The organism is Acinetobacter sp. 1125_18A (genome assembly GCF_052824985.1).
This window is the reverse complement of record NZ_VTDG01000003.1, coordinates 32,807-49,808: the sequence shown is the minus strand read 5'-3', so window position 1 is coordinate 49,808 and position 17,002 is coordinate 32,807. Positions and strand designations below refer to the sequence as shown.

The 17,002-nt window shown below is 36.6% G+C and carries 11 protein-coding genes; 5 read left to right on the top strand and 6 right to left on the bottom strand.

All coding sequences use genetic code 11. From position 1 onward, the window contains the following. Nucleotides 1-22 precede the first annotated feature (22 nt). Together benD and benE are read left to right on the top strand one after the other, a co-directional pair. Nucleotides 23-808: a benzoate diol dehydrogenase BenD gene (gene benD / locus FY049_RS05735; RefSeq protein ID WP_446083347.1), complete on the top strand. Its 786-nt coding sequence runs from the start codon at nucleotides 23-25 to the stop codon at nucleotides 806-808. 60 nt (nucleotides 809-868) lie between these two features. Beyond that, complete coding sequence (benE, locus tag FY049_RS05730; RefSeq protein ID WP_154130071.1) at nucleotides 869-2,095, top strand: benzoate/H(+) symporter BenE; 1,227 nt, start codon at nucleotides 869-871, stop codon at nucleotides 2,093-2,095. A 136-nt stretch (nucleotides 2,096-2,231) separates the two neighbouring features. On the opposite strand, the gene FY049_RS05725 is transcribed toward benE, so the two are convergent. The 4 genes from FY049_RS05725 to FY049_RS05710 form a co-directional block, all read right to left on the bottom strand. Further along, complete coding sequence (locus FY049_RS05725; protein WP_446083346.1) at nucleotides 2,232-3,596, bottom strand: hypothetical protein; 1,365 nt, start codon at nucleotides 3,594-3,596, stop codon at nucleotides 2,232-2,234. A gap of 175 nt (nucleotides 3,597-3,771) precedes the next feature. Then, nucleotides 3,772-4,839: a PoNe immunity protein domain-containing protein gene (locus FY049_RS05720; RefSeq protein WP_446083345.1), complete on the bottom strand. Its 1,068-nt coding sequence runs from the start codon at nucleotides 4,837-4,839 to the stop codon at nucleotides 3,772-3,774. 4 nt (nucleotides 4,840-4,843) lie between these two features. Further along, nucleotides 4,844-6,376 carry a hypothetical protein gene (locus FY049_RS05715; RefSeq protein WP_446083344.1) on the bottom strand — a complete coding sequence of 511 codons (1,533 nt, stop codon included), beginning with the start codon at nucleotides 6,374-6,376 and terminating at the stop codon, nucleotides 4,844-4,846. Further along, complete coding sequence (locus tag FY049_RS05710; RefSeq protein ID WP_446083343.1) at nucleotides 6,373-9,450, bottom strand: type VI secretion system Vgr family protein; 3,078 nt, start codon at nucleotides 9,448-9,450, stop codon at nucleotides 6,373-6,375. Before FY049_RS05710 ends, FY049_RS05715 begins: the two co-directional genes overlap by 4 nt. A gap of 857 nt (nucleotides 9,451-10,307) precedes the next feature. Here FY049_RS05710 and FY049_RS05705 point away from each other — a divergent pair. Beyond that, entirely contained in the window at nucleotides 10,308-11,606 is a 1,299-nt protein-coding gene (locus FY049_RS05705; RefSeq protein WP_446083342.1) for an MFS transporter, read from the top strand. A 109-nt stretch (nucleotides 11,607-11,715) separates the two neighbouring features. Next, nucleotides 11,716-12,093, top strand: a complete 378-nt coding sequence (locus FY049_RS05700; protein WP_446083341.1) for a hypothetical protein — start codon at nucleotides 11,716-11,718, stop codon at nucleotides 12,091-12,093. A 95-nt stretch (nucleotides 12,094-12,188) separates the two neighbouring features. Here FY049_RS05700 and FY049_RS05695 read toward each other — a convergent pair whose 3' ends face one another. Then, a complete protein-coding gene (locus tag FY049_RS05695; RefSeq protein ID WP_446083340.1) occupies nucleotides 12,189-14,219 on the bottom strand; it encodes a DUF4034 domain-containing protein in 2,031 nt (676 codons plus the stop codon). Next, entirely contained in the window at nucleotides 14,216-16,111 is a 1,896-nt protein-coding gene (locus tag FY049_RS05690; RefSeq protein WP_446083339.1) for a DUF1266 domain-containing protein, read from the bottom strand. The genes FY049_RS05695 and FY049_RS05690 overlap by 4 nt, the downstream gene beginning before the upstream one ends. A 171-nt stretch (nucleotides 16,112-16,282) precedes the next feature. On the opposite strand from FY049_RS05690, the gene FY049_RS05685 reads away from it, so the two are divergent. Continuing rightward, nucleotides 16,283-16,984 (top strand): SIR2 family NAD-dependent protein deacylase, encoded by a 702-nt coding sequence (locus tag FY049_RS05685; RefSeq protein WP_004719877.1) that lies wholly within the window; start codon nucleotides 16,283-16,285, stop codon nucleotides 16,982-16,984. The last annotated feature ends 18 nt before the right edge of the window (nucleotides 16,985-17,002 follow it).

Genomic DNA, 17,002 nt, shown 5'->3' with positions numbered 1-17,002 from the left:
TACTGTTCAGGAGCTGAGAAGAATGTCAGATCGCCAAAGATTTAAAAACAAAGTTGTCATTGTTACTGGTGCCGCACAAGGTATTGGTCGTGGTGTCGCCCTACAAGTGGCAGCGGAAGGTGCGCATGTGGTTATGGCTGACCGTTCAGAATATGTCGAAGACGTGCTTGTTGAAATTAACAAAAATGGCGGTGATGCAATCACCGTCAATGCAGATCTGGAAACTTTAGCGGGTGCTCAAGCTGTCGTTGCTAAAGCTATTGAACGCTATAAGCGTGTTGATATTTTGATTAACAATGTCGGCGGTGCAATTTGGATGAAACCGTTTCAAACGTTTTCTGAAGAAGAAATCATCAAAGAAGTGCATCGCTCACTATTTCCAACCTTATGGTGTTGTCGAGCAGTCCTGCCCGAAATGATCAAAAATCAGAAAGGTACCATTGTTAATGTATCTTCTATTGCAACATGTGGAATTCATCGAGTGCCCTATTCAGCCTCCAAAGGTGGTGTAAATGGTCTAACCACAGCACTTGCATTTGAACATGCCAAAGATGGTATTCGGGTTAATGCTGTTGCGACTGGCGGTACAGAAGCACCTCCACGTAAAGTCCCTCGTAATACTATGGCATTGACCGAAAATGAAAAACAATGGATGCAAGATGTGGTAGATCAAACCATTGATCGCACTTTTATGGGCCGTTATGGTTCGATTCAGGAACAAGTCAATGCAATATTATTTCTTGCGTCTGATGAATCCTCTTATATGACAGGTACTATTGTTCCTGTAGGTGGTGGTGATCAGGGTTAAAACTGTTCTCCTTTTTATGTAGCAGGATCATTGAAATTCAATGCATGGAGGCTTTGCCCAATGGCATCCCTGTTCAAAACGTTAAAACAAGATTGGTCTTTGTCAGCGACAGTTGCAGGATTTTTAGCTGTACTGATTTCTTATGCAGGGCCAATGATCATTTTTTTTCAGGCCGCTCAACAAGCCAATGTTTCCTCAACCATGATGGCATCATGGATCTGGGGGAGCTCTATTGGCGCGGCAATCACTGGAATCATTTTATCCATTAAGTTTAAAACGCCGATTATTACCGCATGGTCAGCACCGGGAACGGCGCTCTTGGTGGCTTTATTTCCGCATATTTCTCTGAATGAAGTTGTTGCAGCCTATATTACTTCTGCAATCATTATTTTTATCATTGGGATTACTGGTTCTTTTGACAAACTTTTAAAATGGATACCACAAGGGCTGGCAGCAGGAATGATGGCTGGAATTCTGTTCCAGTTTGGTTTAGGTCTGTTTAAAGCTACTGACACAATGCCCTATGTCGTTTTTGGTATGCTGATCTGCTTTTTACTAGCAAAACGCTTTTCACCTCGCTATGCCATAATTTGGGTATTATTTTCAGGTATTGCACTCAGTTTTATCTTTGGAAAAATCAATCCAGTACCAATGGATTTTTCATTGGCAGTTCCTGTTCTGATCAGTCCAGAATGGACCTGGTCTTCTACATTGAATCTTGCAATTCCACTTACAATTGTCAGTTTAACGGGTCAGTTCTTGCCTGGTATGGCAATTCTCAAACTGAATCATTACGATACACCTGCTAAACCGATTTTAAGCATAGCCAGTATCACCTCTATTGCTGTAGCGTTTACTGGTGGAATCACGATTGTGTTAGCAGCGATTACTGCTGCACTTTGCACGGGTAAAGATTCGCATGAATTGAAAGAAAAACGCTATATCGCAGGTATTGCCAATGGCATCTTCTATATTTTAGGGGGATTATTTGCAGGCAGTTTGGTGATGCTATTTAGCATACTTCCCAAAGAGTTGATTGCAGCACTTGCTGGATTGGCCTTACTCGGAGCAATTACCACCAATCTTGGTATTGCAATGAAAGATGAAACACAACGAGATGCTGCCATCATTACTTTTCTTGCCACTGTATCAGGTATGCATTTTTTAGGATTTAGTTCGGTTTTCTGGGGAATTTGTATTGGCATGATCGCACACTTGATTTTAACTCGACAACAATCAAAGGCTGCCATTCCAACTCCAGTACAAGACTCACCGCAAAGTCAATAAACCAGCATACTCACTTAATAATCAGTATAAAATCCCATGCAGTTCGATGGGATTTTTCTATCATGACATATTATGGAATATAACCAAGTTTCACTTTATGAAAGCGCCATTTCTTGCGGTTAAATCTTAAAATATTTCACTGTAGTTTATTAGTGATTTCTAAATACCAAATCGTTTCACCCCAATCACTATTTTCAATTTTTGGAAAAATTTCTCCTTGTTCAAAATAACGAGATTGAGATTTGTTTGCTGGACTCCACCAATATCCTGATCTTGGGCAACTTTGGCTTGATAAGGCCTTTATATTTTCAACATCCAAAGAATTATCTGAACCACCTTCATCAGCAATTCTTTCAATTAATATCCAATTCACTTCAGCATACAATGTTTCATATGTGTCTGGATCCACCCCGATTGGTACTACACTTCCCCACCCTCTATCCTCTTCTTTGCTTGAAGCTATAAACTCAATCCACTTCTGGTCTTCTTTGCAAATATAAATCCCTGTCGTTTTTACTTTCTCATTAGATTTAACGGTTATTTCAAAATTTATCCGATATATTGGATAAGAGTTTGGTAAATCAACATCAATTCCTTGAAATATAGCTGCTTCTGGAAATTCGGCTTCAAGAAAACCTATATCCCAATTTTTTGGGTAAGAATTTCTAATAATTGAGGCATATCGATTTGTAATTGAATAATAATCCCAACATTGTCGTACTTTATCGTTAGGTAGATCATCCATCCAATGTGGAGAAAATTCACTTAGCCCCTTGTCATTCGAACGAATTTCCCCCACACAATTTAGATAAGTAAAATCACCTGATTTTATTTTTATATAAGCAAATTCTATCCGATCCATCGTGGACCTAAAATTTGGTAAAACTGTACCGCCCCAATTAATATCTGCCCGTTCAGGTAAAGGAAAATCTCTTAAGTCATAAGGAGGGTTATGCATATATATTTCAAATAATTCTTCTAAACCATCTAAAAATTGACGATGATTATTACGTACAATTTCAAAAAAATGCAAAGCACTAAATTGTTCAAGTAAATAGGCTTCTTTCGGACTAAATGTATAAAAACTGCTTGGATTTGGTTTTTTGTCCCTCAACTGCAAATATACTTTCGCACAATCATTTTTAATCTCTGGTTTTTTAGTACAAAGCTCTTCACTTTCCCAAAAAGCAATAAGACTAAGAGAATAATGTTTTTTAAATAATTCTTCATAAACCACAATCAGGAGCACCCCGATTATTGGTAGGATAATCATCAGTAATACATAGTTTTTACTTAACCAAAAATAAATACCTAATCTTAAAATTAACCCTGTGCTCAATCCACCATAAAGATATGATGAGTAAATTTGAAGTTTTTGAAAGTTAAAGTAATAACATACTCGATATAAGCAGAGAGTGATTAAGCTAAAAACTAATATTGTGAGTACACTAAAGTGAGAAAAACTAAGTAATCCCACTAAGAAACAGATAAAACTAATCATGAGTTTTATCCTTCAGATTTTAAATTATGAATACGCTGAATATTATAATAGTGCATCATCACTTCCGATTAGTTACTTCAAAATTAAGCATAATTATCATATGTAATTCTTTAATATTTTATTCTAATTAAGAAGTAAACCATCTTTTTATAGATGGTTTTACTAGCTCAAAATTTTACTTTTCACCATCAAAATACCAATATACTTCACCCCAATCAGTTTCTGATAATGTTGGTAATATTTCACCTTGTGTGAAGTAAGGTCGTGTATCAGGTTGAGCGGGAGTCGTCCAATAACCAGTTTTGGAACATTTCTCTCCACCTTTTACTTTAATTCGTTCAATTATTATTTCAGCTGTTGGATTCTCAGCTTGTTTTCTAGCAAAATCAACCAAGTCTTTTGGGTAGAACTGATGTTCTCGATAGATTGTATCATCGATATTTAATAACCATGTTACTGCAGCAGCTTCCCATGACCAATAACCATAATAACTTCGCCCTGATCTTAGATCAGTTTCAGGATGTTGTTCATAATAGGGTTCACGACGACTAGCATCGTACCAATCTTCTAAATATTGCAACATAAGTTCAGGACGTTTACCCTCTTCTGCGTCAAAGACCTTGATTAATTTACGATAAGGTAAATGTCGCCTTGCTTCAGTTGGTGGAACGCCTCTATCAGAAATAAAAGGGGCAACTAAATGCTCAATTAAGCCATCTTTTTCTTGTCCTTCTGGCACAGCCTCTGTGTAATCTATAATTGGTATTACGCGACCCATTTGATCTGCATAACCAGTCAATAAACCAAAACAAATCAAACGCAATGCTATATACCAATAATCCTCTGTATTTAAAGCAATATGCCATACAAATCGCCCATCAGCATCAGGACTCAAATTATAGAGATGACTTGTTTCTGCGTATTCTTCAGTCCAATGAAGTAAATAAGGATAAAGTTCTTTTATAAAATCTATGTCACCCCCAGCTGAATATTGCAAAGAAATTAAGTCTAAAGTATCTATAATTCGTCTTCTACCAGCTGCAATATATCCACCAAATTTAGAATCATTTTTATAATTGCTAAAACCATCTGTAACGGAATAAATTCCATTTACAAATGTATCAAATCTTTTATGATACATTCTTTGTTCAAGCAAACTATCCCTAAACAGGTTTGTATCTTTTATTTCTAAATTTAACCATTTTTGCCAATCTATTGTTTGATCATTCACTGTTATTGACATTATTTTATCGCTCCAACATGTCATTTGGTAAAACAAATTCTAATTTAATGCCATGTGCAGTTACAGTTCTAGTGCATTTAGGTTTATTCAGTCCTTTACATTTTTCATGATGGTCAAATTTATCACCTGTAATAGTAACCAAGCTTCTATCATAGGGGCACCTTATAGCAACAGATCTACCTAGCTTCTTTTCTGCTGACACTTTAAATTGTACTCGTTCCCATGCTTCGATATCATCAAGCAGATTATCGTGTGCTGATACTATTTTTGATGAACCAATTTTTCGAGAAATCCACAAATGTGACATCTGAACACCATCACTTACTGTAGTGCCTACAGTGTTCTTAACTTTATAATCTTGATCTGTAGACATATAAACATCTAACCCCATTTTTAACGCCATCATTGCGGCTTTGGGTGTCATTAATGCTCTATGACTTAGAGCATTAGTAGCTTTACTGTCTGTTACACGATACTTATGCCCCAATCTTGAGCTATGCCAAACATGATCTATACCATTGTGACCATCATCATGATATTCATAAAGCACGCCATCATGATTGATTTTAGTTCGACTCTTCATACGTCTTACATAGTAGTAATCCGTGATATGCTCACCACCTGAACCCAACTCCTTATTTGATCTTTTTCTTCTTTTCAATTGCTTTCGGCGATTTGAAGTATTTTTCCTACCTGGGCTTACTCTATTACCACCTGTATTTTTAGGTACACTCCCATTTTGTGGTGTTTTAGGTGCTGGTTTTTCATTCGGTTTTCTTGAACTTTTAGGTGCTGGCTTTGATGGTGTTTTTGCCTTTGGAGTTGGGGTAGGAGTTGCAGGTGTTTTAGCCTGTGCTACTGGTGTAGGTGCTGGCGTTTTTGTAACAATTGGAGCTTTTGCAGTGGTATTTGGATAAGGGGTTGCAATTGCTTTTGCATGAGCAGCTTGCATTTCTTTCATCACCATCTCAATTTTTTGATTGGCAACTCTTTTCATTTGATTTAATTGGGTCACTAAGGTCTTTAATCTTGCATTACCCAATACCGCCCGAGTCATCCAACTGTCAAAAACATCAATTAAACCATCAATCATTTTGTTACTTGTATTTTGTAATTCTTTTGTGTAAGCATTCCAATTTAAATTCCTGAACCATTTATCTACATTCCCTCGCATAGTCTTACTTGGGATTGCATCTAAAATTGCGCCCATCGCTTTACCTGAGCGTAATTGCTTAAAAACAATTTTTAAGCCATCACCAGCTACAGGAACAAAAGCTACTAGGTTAAATACCAAATCAAACCAATTATCTTTATCTTCTGGCTTTTCAGCAATTTTTATGACCGAAACGATAACATTCCCGACATCGACCCCTTGGCCTACAAAAGGAATACAACCAATCACCACTGCAACAATGATTTGTGCAGGACTTGAACCACTTCCATCAAGCACACCTTTGATCCATTGAGCTGCTGACTGTTCACCTTTAGCAGTGACTCTTACAGTTTGTGAGGTTGCTTTCGCTACAGCAGTATTCATTTTTCATCTCCTAGTTCTAATCTAGAAGTTGAATCATTGGTTAATAATATTTCTTCTAAATCATCAGCTATTTCGTCATTGTGATTATTTTCTTGCCCTAGTAATTGTTCTTCATAATCACCAACATGATCATCATACTCAATAGTATCCCCATTAATCATACTTTCAATTTCATCAGGAAAATAATCATCCAACAATGCATCTAATTCTTGTTGATTGTATTGTTCTATTAGTTGTTCTGCTTCAGTTATGCTCATCACTTTTTTATCTTTAAATGGATTATCTACTTTCTCTTTATCAGGCTTTGCCTCAACACTACTAAAACCATAATAAACTTTAGGCTGTATTTTATCGCCTGGGATAGTGACCTTGGCATATCCATCAGCATCCAATATACCTTCTAGAGAAGAACCATCAGAAAAAATAAGATTAAAAGGCGCCTGTGCCACGGGTTTTAAATCCTCATAAACATATTTTAGTTCCAATTCCTTTGGCAATACGTTAATTGTAGGTAAGACAGGTACGATTGCAGATAAATTGTTACCTCCTTTCAAAACATGCTGCCCCGCCTTACTCTCAAACAAACCGCCTGTAGTGGCAAACACACCTGAACCATTGATTTTTAATTCTGAGGTATCTGCAATTAATCTAATCTCTTTAGGACTGGTAATATAGATTGCATCTTCAGTTGAAATGATTTGAATCCCTTTACGTGCAATCAAATCAGCCCCATCTCCTTGAGCTTGTATTTCAACCTTGCCTTTACCTGCATAGAATCTGGCACCTTCCTGTGCTGCAAACAAACTGATTTTACTTTGTGCATGAGCTAATAAATTCTTTTGAGTACTAAGGTTAATACTATCGCCTGCACTGTGACTAATTTGACCATCTGCTGAAAGATGTACATCTTCATTGCTTGCAAGGGCGATTGAATCGGGTGAAGTCAAAATCATCAAAGCTTGTTTAAATGCTTTTGCCTTAGTTTCACTTTGCTGTTCGATTTGTTCAATAAACTGCTTAAGATCATCTAGAATTTCTAAAGGGTCAGTTTGTTGATTTTTAGCGACTTCACTTAACGCTTTTGAATTATTCAAACCAGATTCAAGTTGTGATTTTGTCTCTTGTGCATCAAGATGATGACCACTTGCTGAATCTTGCGAATAGGTAGAAAGCAATAAGCCTTGTTTAGCTCTAAGGGCTCCCCACTGATCAGTACGCAATTCAAAGCCTTCACCACGCCCCTCGCTAGTGTCAGTTTCTTTAGGATGACTGAGATTACCTAAATTCAGCTGGCTTGCTGAATGACTACTTTGCAGTTGGACGCTGATTTGTCCTGTACTATCATCAAATCTCAGTTGGTTGTAGCCACTCCCTTTATATTCCTTACTTTTTATCCCTGCTAATTTTTTAGTATCTGGCAATTTGCCTTTATGATCAAATTTGGTGGGATGACGTTGTGCTTCATGAATTCGCCCCACGACATACGGTCGATCGATATTGCCATCAAAGAAATTAATGACCACAATTTCTCCAATACGAGGCAAGAATCGTACACCATAGCCTTCTCCTGCCCAAGGCGTCAGTACATCGACCCAAGCCGAATCTGTATCATTGTTATTTGAACCTGCACCGCCATCATGGGTGTGGTCTTCATTTCGAGTGAACAAGAAGCGTACTTTGATACGTCCCCATTCATCGACATGAATTTCCTCGCCCTCCATCCCGACAACTTTTGCTCGTTGTGGATGTGTGGTAGGTCGTTGTTGCAGTGGGTTATATTCAGGAACGACATCGATGCTTCGACGTTGCAATACAAGCTGATTGGCTTGACGTTCATCTTTGTTATTGGTGATGATATTGTTCAATTGCCAATGACTTTGTTTAAGTAATGCTGTCACTTGATCATTCAGGTCTTTAGGCAAGTTGTTCTGATTATAGAATGTCTTTGAGGTGATCAAAAATTCTTTGTCAGCACCTGAATGCTGATCTATTTCAGGATGTTCATTAAATTCATACCAATACCCCACATATGCATCTCTTACTGTAGAAATAGCAGTAAATTTTTTGGCTTGTAGATCGAAATATTTACTCAAGTTTTCATTGAGCTTTTCAATTTGGACATGACCAGATTTGGTTACACCATCTTCACCTTTTAAGTCCTGTATCCATGCAGGACTGACATGAAATGCCTGTTCTAAAGCTAAACTTGCCACATTCTGATTGTCTGAATGCTTATGCTTGCTAAGAACTGAACCTGCACCTTCTTCTTGTTCTAAAGCATCCGCTTGCCATCTTTGTACATGTACAGCCGTAGGCTGAATGGAACGTAAACCAGTAAATGCCGTTATGCTATCTTGTCTTTCTACAGCACTGCTACGGTGAAAATGGATACTACGGCGATCTAGTGCTTTGTATTGCGCATTATGATCGATTAGGCGTAGTTTCTGTGGTTGAATCTGCTCTGAAGAACTAGAAACTTTGTGCTGTGCTTCATCGACTAAGAAACTTATCCCTTCAGAAGCCAACAACCGTTGAATGAAGTCAAAATCGAGCTCATTGCTCTGCATGATGAATGGTCGGACATCATAGTCTTTGGTTAAACCAGTTTTATCCAAAGTCAGGCTTGAGGCAAATAATGGACTTCGTTCTCGCCATTCTTGAAATAGAACCTCCACAACTTGAACAACAGATTTATTCATAAACACTCTGGAATTTCTACGATATTTCCAAAGCGCTGTGGGATCTTCTACTGTAAGACGATAAATTGTAAGGGAACCGTCACTGGCACCTACATCGGCTTTGGTTACGATCCCTGAAATTCGATTCAGCTCAGATTTGTCATTAACAACGTCTACAGCCACTTGGCTACCAATAAAGCTTTTTAGAGCAATGCTTGCTGATGTAGATAGACAAGTTAATTGTAGGCTAAGGCCTAAGTTAAGTGTATGTGTCCCATCAATACGTTGCAGGAATACTTGATCATTTAAAGATGAATTTGAAAATAAAACATGGATCGCTCGTTTTTGCGCGCTAAGTCCCAGTTGCTCTAAGGCAGTGTAAATATTGTTAGACATAGTTTATTATTTAATTTTAGAATGTGATGAATTATACTAAAAATCTTAGTCAAGTGTCTAGACAGGCTTGTCTACAGCTCCTTTTAAAACGACAAATTGTGTCTCATTTTGTTTCAACTTGTTAAGTCAATTATGCCGATAATCAATCTGCCCTTTGTTAATTTGAAAATATTCTTGTATTTTCTTTCTCTCTAATTTGTCTCATTCGAATTGATGTGATTTCACCCAATCGTAATTAGATACTTTTTCTCAACATAATACCGAATACTTTTCGAGGGGTCTTTTAGGGTCTGTTGACAATTCGTCTACGTTTGCGACTACGTGTGTTTTTTAGGCGATACTAGGCGCGAAATACGAAATTTAGTTATTCTAAATGAGTAGTTCGTAACAACGTAGCGGCAAAAAACACGCTAGTCCCGAAGGGTTGTGGCTAAAATTATCTCAGCCTACGTTATGAAACTCGAAAATAGTCTCGCTATTCTCTTCGTTTCATGCCTTGCCTGCTCAATTTTAGTCTACAACGCAAGCCATTTATGAAATGTCAACAGACCCTATTTAACTTAAATCATAAGCAAATCTATCTAAAACCCAGTTTGAGAATTAATTATTTTTTTCATTTTTAGAATATGCAATTAACCAATAAATTCTCATATTACGCAAATTAAAACAAGATCATTCGTGCATTAATTTATAGATATAGCTGTATTAAGCTGTGTATTTTTTGTACCAATACCGTATTTGTATAATCTTTTAATCTTAAAATCAAAATGCAAAATCCAAACAGTTTGAAATGCAAAAAATTTGATTTTTCACATTTTTAAGACATAAAAACCGTAGCAGCATAATAAGGATATTTTATGACTGAAACACATATTTATCAGCCACATGAAAAACGTAATCGTGTCATGGCTATCGTTGGGGCTGCTTCTGGTAACTTGGTGGAATGGTTTGATTTCTATATTTATGCAGCATTCGCAACCTATTTCACCCACGCATTAACTGCTCCAGATATGGATGACTCCACAAAAGCGATTTATGTATGGGGCGTCTTTGCTGCTAGTTTTTTCATGCGGCCCATAGGCAGTTGGCTCTTTGGCTGGATTGGTGATACCTATGGACGTAAAAAATCCATGATCATTTCTATTACCTTAATGGCGATCAGTTCATTTTTATTTGCAGCACTCCCAACTTATGATCAAGTCGGTATGGCAGCACCATTTCTATTATTGGCTGTACGTCTGTTACAAGGACTTTCAGTAGGTGGTGAGTATGGTACAGTTGCAACCTATATGAGTGAAGTTGCTTTAAAAGGTCAACGCAGTTTTTATTCCTCTTTTCAGTACGTGACACTGTCGGGTGGACAACTTTTAGCAAGCCTTTTAGGCGTGATTATGTTGGCCCTTATGTCTAAAGAACAATTAATGGACGGTGGCTGGCGTATTCCATTTGTTATTGGTGGTGTCGTTGCCATTCTTTCATTCTTTGCGCGTCGACATTTAAAAGAAACCTTATCTGAAGATGATAGTGCAAAAGAGGGTTCAGGCAGTTTAAAAGAATTACTCAGTAAGAACTGGAATACTTTCCTACTGGTTGTTGGTTATACCTCTGCAGGTTCATTGTGTTTTTATATCATCACAGTATATTCAAAAACCTATATCACCAGCCTTGGTTTTGCCGACAAAACGGTCGGCTATATGATGACCATTGCCCTATTTGTGTTTATGTGTGTACAACCATTGTTTGGGATGCTAGCAGATCGAATCGGTCGTCGTGCTTCAATGATGCTCTTTAGTAGCAGCTGTGCCATTTTTATCTATCCTGTCATGGTCATTGCGATGCCGTACTTTAGTGGTTCAGCTTTTATCGTGACATTATTACTGATCTTCTTAATGATGTTACTCAGTTTCTATACTTCAATTAGTGGTTTAGTTAAAGCAGAAATGTTCCCGCCACATATTCGAGCCTTGGGAGTTGGTTTTGCTTATGCAGTCGGTAATGCAATCTTTGGTGGTTCTGCTCCAGCTGTTGCATTAAAGTTAAAAGATCTCGGTCATGAGAATAGCTTCTTTGTTTACGTGATTGTCATGCTGATTATTTGTCTTTTCTGTAGTATGCAACTCCCTAAACAGCCAAAATATTTACACCATGATCATTAAGCTCAGTATTTTAAGGTCTGTTTTTACAGACCTTTTCTTTTAATACATGTCTTTTGTTGTAAAATATCCGTGTATATACAATAAAGTCTTATTAAATCTTGAGGAAAAGATGAAAAAAATATTGTTTGTTCTTACCTGTATTTCAATCAGTCATTTTGCCTATGCTAAAACACAAAACTATATACTAACCAATGGCGGTGGTGTTGATGACAATGGTTTGCTGTTAAAAAATACCCAAGGTAAAACCATTTACGCATATTGCAATCAAAAGTGCGGACAATGGTTTGACCATGATGAAGAAACAGGCGGTCAAATTTTAAAAAAGGAATATATTGAAAAAAGGGCCAAGCAGATATTCAATTTGAAAAAAATGCAGATCGAGTTGCTGGTCCTAGTGCAGATGAATCTTTTTACTTCATTAAACAAATCAAATTTATTGAATAATTTAAAAATAAATCATGACATTAGAATCCGCTCCCCCTTCTAAATGTCATGCGCTTTATGCCCTTATTTTGATACTCTAAATTGAGAGGGATCAAATCCTTAGACTTTATGTGTTAATAATAAATCAATAGAAATCAACTAAATTAAAACATCTTGGCGTCCAGGTATGTCTGAAGCAGTAATATTGGTAATTGTTTGGTTATACTTTTTGATACTGCGCTTGGTATTTCCCATGATTTCATATAAAACCTCTTTGACAAGGTCATGCTCTGGATCTTGTAGATAAGCCGCCTGACACCACTTAACTGCTTCAGCATAGTCATAATAATGAGGTCGATTTTTAAGATCAAAATGTAGTCTTGCTATCGCACACATTGCAGCAATATGGCGTTTATGTGCTTTTGTTTTTAAAACTGCAATCATTTGCTCTGCAATTTCAGGATAATAGCTAAAATTAAATAAGCGCGTGACATAAATATCAATCAGATCATTCAGCAAATCAGAATTAATATAACGATGATCTTGTTGCGACTTCTCTAAGCCTAATCGGCTCTGTTCAAAATACCCTAAGCTCTTTTTTAAATATTCTTTAGGTTGAGATTGGTTTTCATCCATACTTAAATTTAGATAGTGTATGCCCATATTATACATGGCAATATAATGACCTTGGTCTGCTGCTTTTTTTGCATAATACAGTTCTTGATTCACATCATATAAAGGATGTTCAGCCAAAGAATGAATATAACCCGCGCTAAAGCAACAATATACAAAACCTAAATCTGCACCTTGATGTAATAAATCAATGATAAAAATATAGCCGTGATCATCATCAAAATTGTTTGCGACACGGAAAAAACAACAGCAGCGCCCTTCAGGATAAGCTTTTGGTGCTTCCAATAATTTTGCCTGTTCATACCAAGATTGAGCAACCAATGGATTTTTTTCAACACTAGACCAACCATGTTGACATAGAAAACCATAAAGAACCGCAGCACTGGCAAGACGCTTCCGATTGGACAATGCAATTCGGCCTAGAAAATCTGAATCTTGAGCATTATGTCGCCAAAAATAAATTGCTCGATCAAGCTCATACTCATCAAATACAGGATAATCTGCAGCATTTTGATAACAAGATAAAATTCTTGGATCATTTTCATCTAACAGATAATAGAAATATGCCAATTTTAAATAGATGACTGCTCGATTACGTTCCGTTAAGGGGCGTTTTAAGATTGTTTGGGCTTTTTGGATATATTTTTTTATTTCAAGTGTCTGATCTTTATCAAAACTTGTATCAAGCGTATCAAACCACACGATATAATTTAATTCACTTTTTTCGATTTCGCTAAAATGTTGACACCAATCCGACTGAGCAAAATCTATAATGGCCTGATGATCGTGTCCCCATCGTGGCAAGAGATACCAACAATAATCTCTTACTGCAAGCAAGCCAAAACCTGATTCTTCTATAAATATTTTTAACCAAAAAGCGGCATGTGCTTGAGGTAAATCAATTTCTTCTTTCAAATTTAGATATTTTTGTAAAAGTTGAGGCACATCTTGGGGTAAATCAATTTTTAAATCTTGATTTAAGCCACTTTTTTGCGCCATTGCTTGGGCTGAAGGTTTTATTTTATGGACTAAATTTGAAGGATATCGACGCTTAAGTATCCACTCTGCAAACCATTCAGGTTCATCCAAGTGAACTGCCGAATTTAATAAATGCAGTGCAATTGTCCATGTCTCCGCACTAAATGCAAAAGCTTGCATTGCAGAAGCATACAATTGCTTTTGCGCCTCTCTTGCACAATCCCACATTTCATCTGTAACATTGCTTGACCATTCTTGCCCACGATATTCAGCTGCCCAAAAAGCCCAATAACGCACACGAACAATATAAGGGAAAAAGCTTTCTGGAAAAGCCAAATGCCATTCATTGATATGTTTTAATGCTGTGATGCCGTGATTTAAGAATATGTCATTAAACATTTGTTTGGGCTGATCAAACCATTCATTTTCCCAAAGCTGCGGCAATTTATGACTTCGACTTTGCCATAACACATTGAAAAAATTTTCCAATTCTGCATAGTTTTTATTTTCCAATAAACCTTGCGGACAATGGATATCTTTACGAAATACTTCATGGGTATATTCAGATTTAATCATCATTCAGCTACTTTGTTTTTATTATGGGTTGAGAATAAATCAATATTCCATGAATAAAGTGACCAATTATTGGGATATATGGATTGATATAAGTGTAAGTCTTGCTTTGCAGAGCGATCATAATTTTCAAAATCTGAATGTTTAAACATCAAATACAGCTCACGCCCTGCGACATATTTCTCGCCCATATCCTGCCAGCTAGAACAACAGTCTTGAATAATCTTCGATGAAGCAACAATATATTGCCATGCATCATATTCCTGTAATTCATAGAACTGCACCAATAACCGTATAGTCAATATTTTTTGAATATGGCTAAACACCAAAATATCTCTTAAATAACTTGCAGTACCAAATTCACTACTTGAATAAAGATTTTCTAATTGAGCGATTTGAAAATATTGATTTAAAAAATAACGAATCTGTTTCTCTTTAGAGCCTACTTTTTTCTGTTTGATATTTAACAATTGATTTAAATGTTTTTTATATATTTCTGGATGCTGTTCAAAATGCGCTAAAGTTAAGCTATCCACCTGATACCATTGAATATGATTACGAAAATAAATCAGATCACCAGTTGCAAGCATCCATTGCTTACGATTGTCCTGCTTTAAATTTAACAAAACCCAAGGCAAGGCAATGATATAGACGATAATTTTAATCATCCAACCCAGCAATGGAATCTTGCTTAATTCATATAAAGTCTGAATCAACCAGAAATAAGGCTTAAAGATCACGCTCCACAGCGATTTGTTTGACTTTGCTTGACTTAACTCAACCTTTAAATCAAATTTTTTCTCAGTTTGCTGTTGATTTGTATAAGCAACGATCTCTTCTATATATTTTTCTGATGGGTGCCTGATATGTTCTGGACGATTTAGTCCCAGCAAAAGATGCTGAATCACATGGGTTTGATGATCATATTGTTCCAATAAATGTTGATTTTTCATCAATAACGTTTCAATTTTACAAGGATCATCCAATTCATGAAAATAGAAATACAAGGCTTGATTGGCATGATCCGTTGAACCCTCATTTATCTCAGGTTCATAGACGATCCCCATGCTTAAACAATCTGGGTTATGATTATTATTTGGTAGAATATGATTTAAAAATAATAAGACATCATCTGCATATTTTTTAACTGGTGCTTGATTCTGCTTACCTTTAATCTGCTCAATACACCACACTTCACCATCCCATTCTAAACTGATGGTAACATGTGGCTTATTGCTTGAATCCCTTAAGCTAAAATAACGAAATATTCCCTGCTCTTTTTGCGTTACATAGTATTCACCATAGCCTTCTTTCAATTCAATCAGGTTGCTAAACTGCCCTAAACAGTGCTGCATATAACGTGATTCAAATGCCATTTCCTTACGCAACAACATTCCTGTTGCCGTAATTTCAATAAACTTGCCTGTATTTACAGTTAAAACTTCATCAATTGCCTGCTCACTGCTGTCCCATTGTCCTTTTTCTAAACGCTTTTTCATTGCTTCATGATCTTTATGCCAAGCGTCTAACACTTGCTCATAGGTCATTTTCATGAATTTGCCTTTTAAATTGCTTTTTAAACGCGAATTAAAAAACTCTAAAATGGGCTTTTCCAGCTCCAATATCTGTTCATGTAAAGGATCAACATACAACATCTGATGTTCTGGCTGTTGTTCAAGCTTGTTCAAAAACCATGTAGGAATAGGCTGCGGAAGTTGACAAATTTTCCAAGCAGAAACCGAATTTACATAAAAAACTGGATTGAATTGTTTAATCACATATTCAAAGAATTTTTTTTCAAACCACTGAGTAATTTCTGGATCATCTTTCCGGCGTTGACTACGCTCTACAATTGTTTTTTTAACTTCAGGGGCATTGACAATATCACGTGTTTCCATGCTGTTCCAATTTAACTTATTTCTAGTACATTTGATTTTTATAAAAAATATTCGAAATGATCGAAGTATGACTTGCTGTTATTTTATAACAAATTAATTCTAAGAAAATACGTTTCACTCATATTTCACAATATTTATGTTAGGATTTTAAAAATTTTAATTGTTTATCCTATGAAAAAAATTGTAGTTTTCTCAGGTGCAGGAATGAGTGCAGAAAGTGGAATCAGCACTTTCCGAGATAGTAATGGCTTATGGGAGAATTATGATATTCAAGAGGTGGCTACACCTGAAGCTTGGCGGCGTAACCCTGCCTTGGTGCAACGTTTTTACAATGAACGACGTCAACATATTCTCAATGCTCAGCCCAATCAAGCACACGATATCATTGCTCAACTCGAACAACATTTTGATGTCATTGTAATTACTCAAAATATTGATGATCTGCATGAACGTGCAGGAAGCCAACAGGTTATTCATTTACATGGCAATATCCGCCTTGCTAAAAGTTCTAAACCCAATGCGCAGTACACAAATGAGTTTTATCCTATAGATGGTTGGCAATTGGACCTAGAACAACATAAATGTCCTGAAGGGTTTCCACTTCGACCTCATGTAGTTTGGTTTGGTGAAGCGGTTCCTGCGTATGAAGAAGCAGTACAGATGATCCGTGATGCTGATATTTTTATTGTTATTGGCTCGACATTGACCGTCTACCCTGTGGCAGGTTTGATTCACGAGATTCCAGAATACAGTGATGCCTATTATATTGATCCACAAGCCAGTTATGAGCGTGTTCCCCAACAATACCAATGTTTAAAAATGAGTGCGACTGAAGGGATGCAACAGCTTTTTGAAAAACTGACAACACATTAAAAAACCAGTGCAATTGCA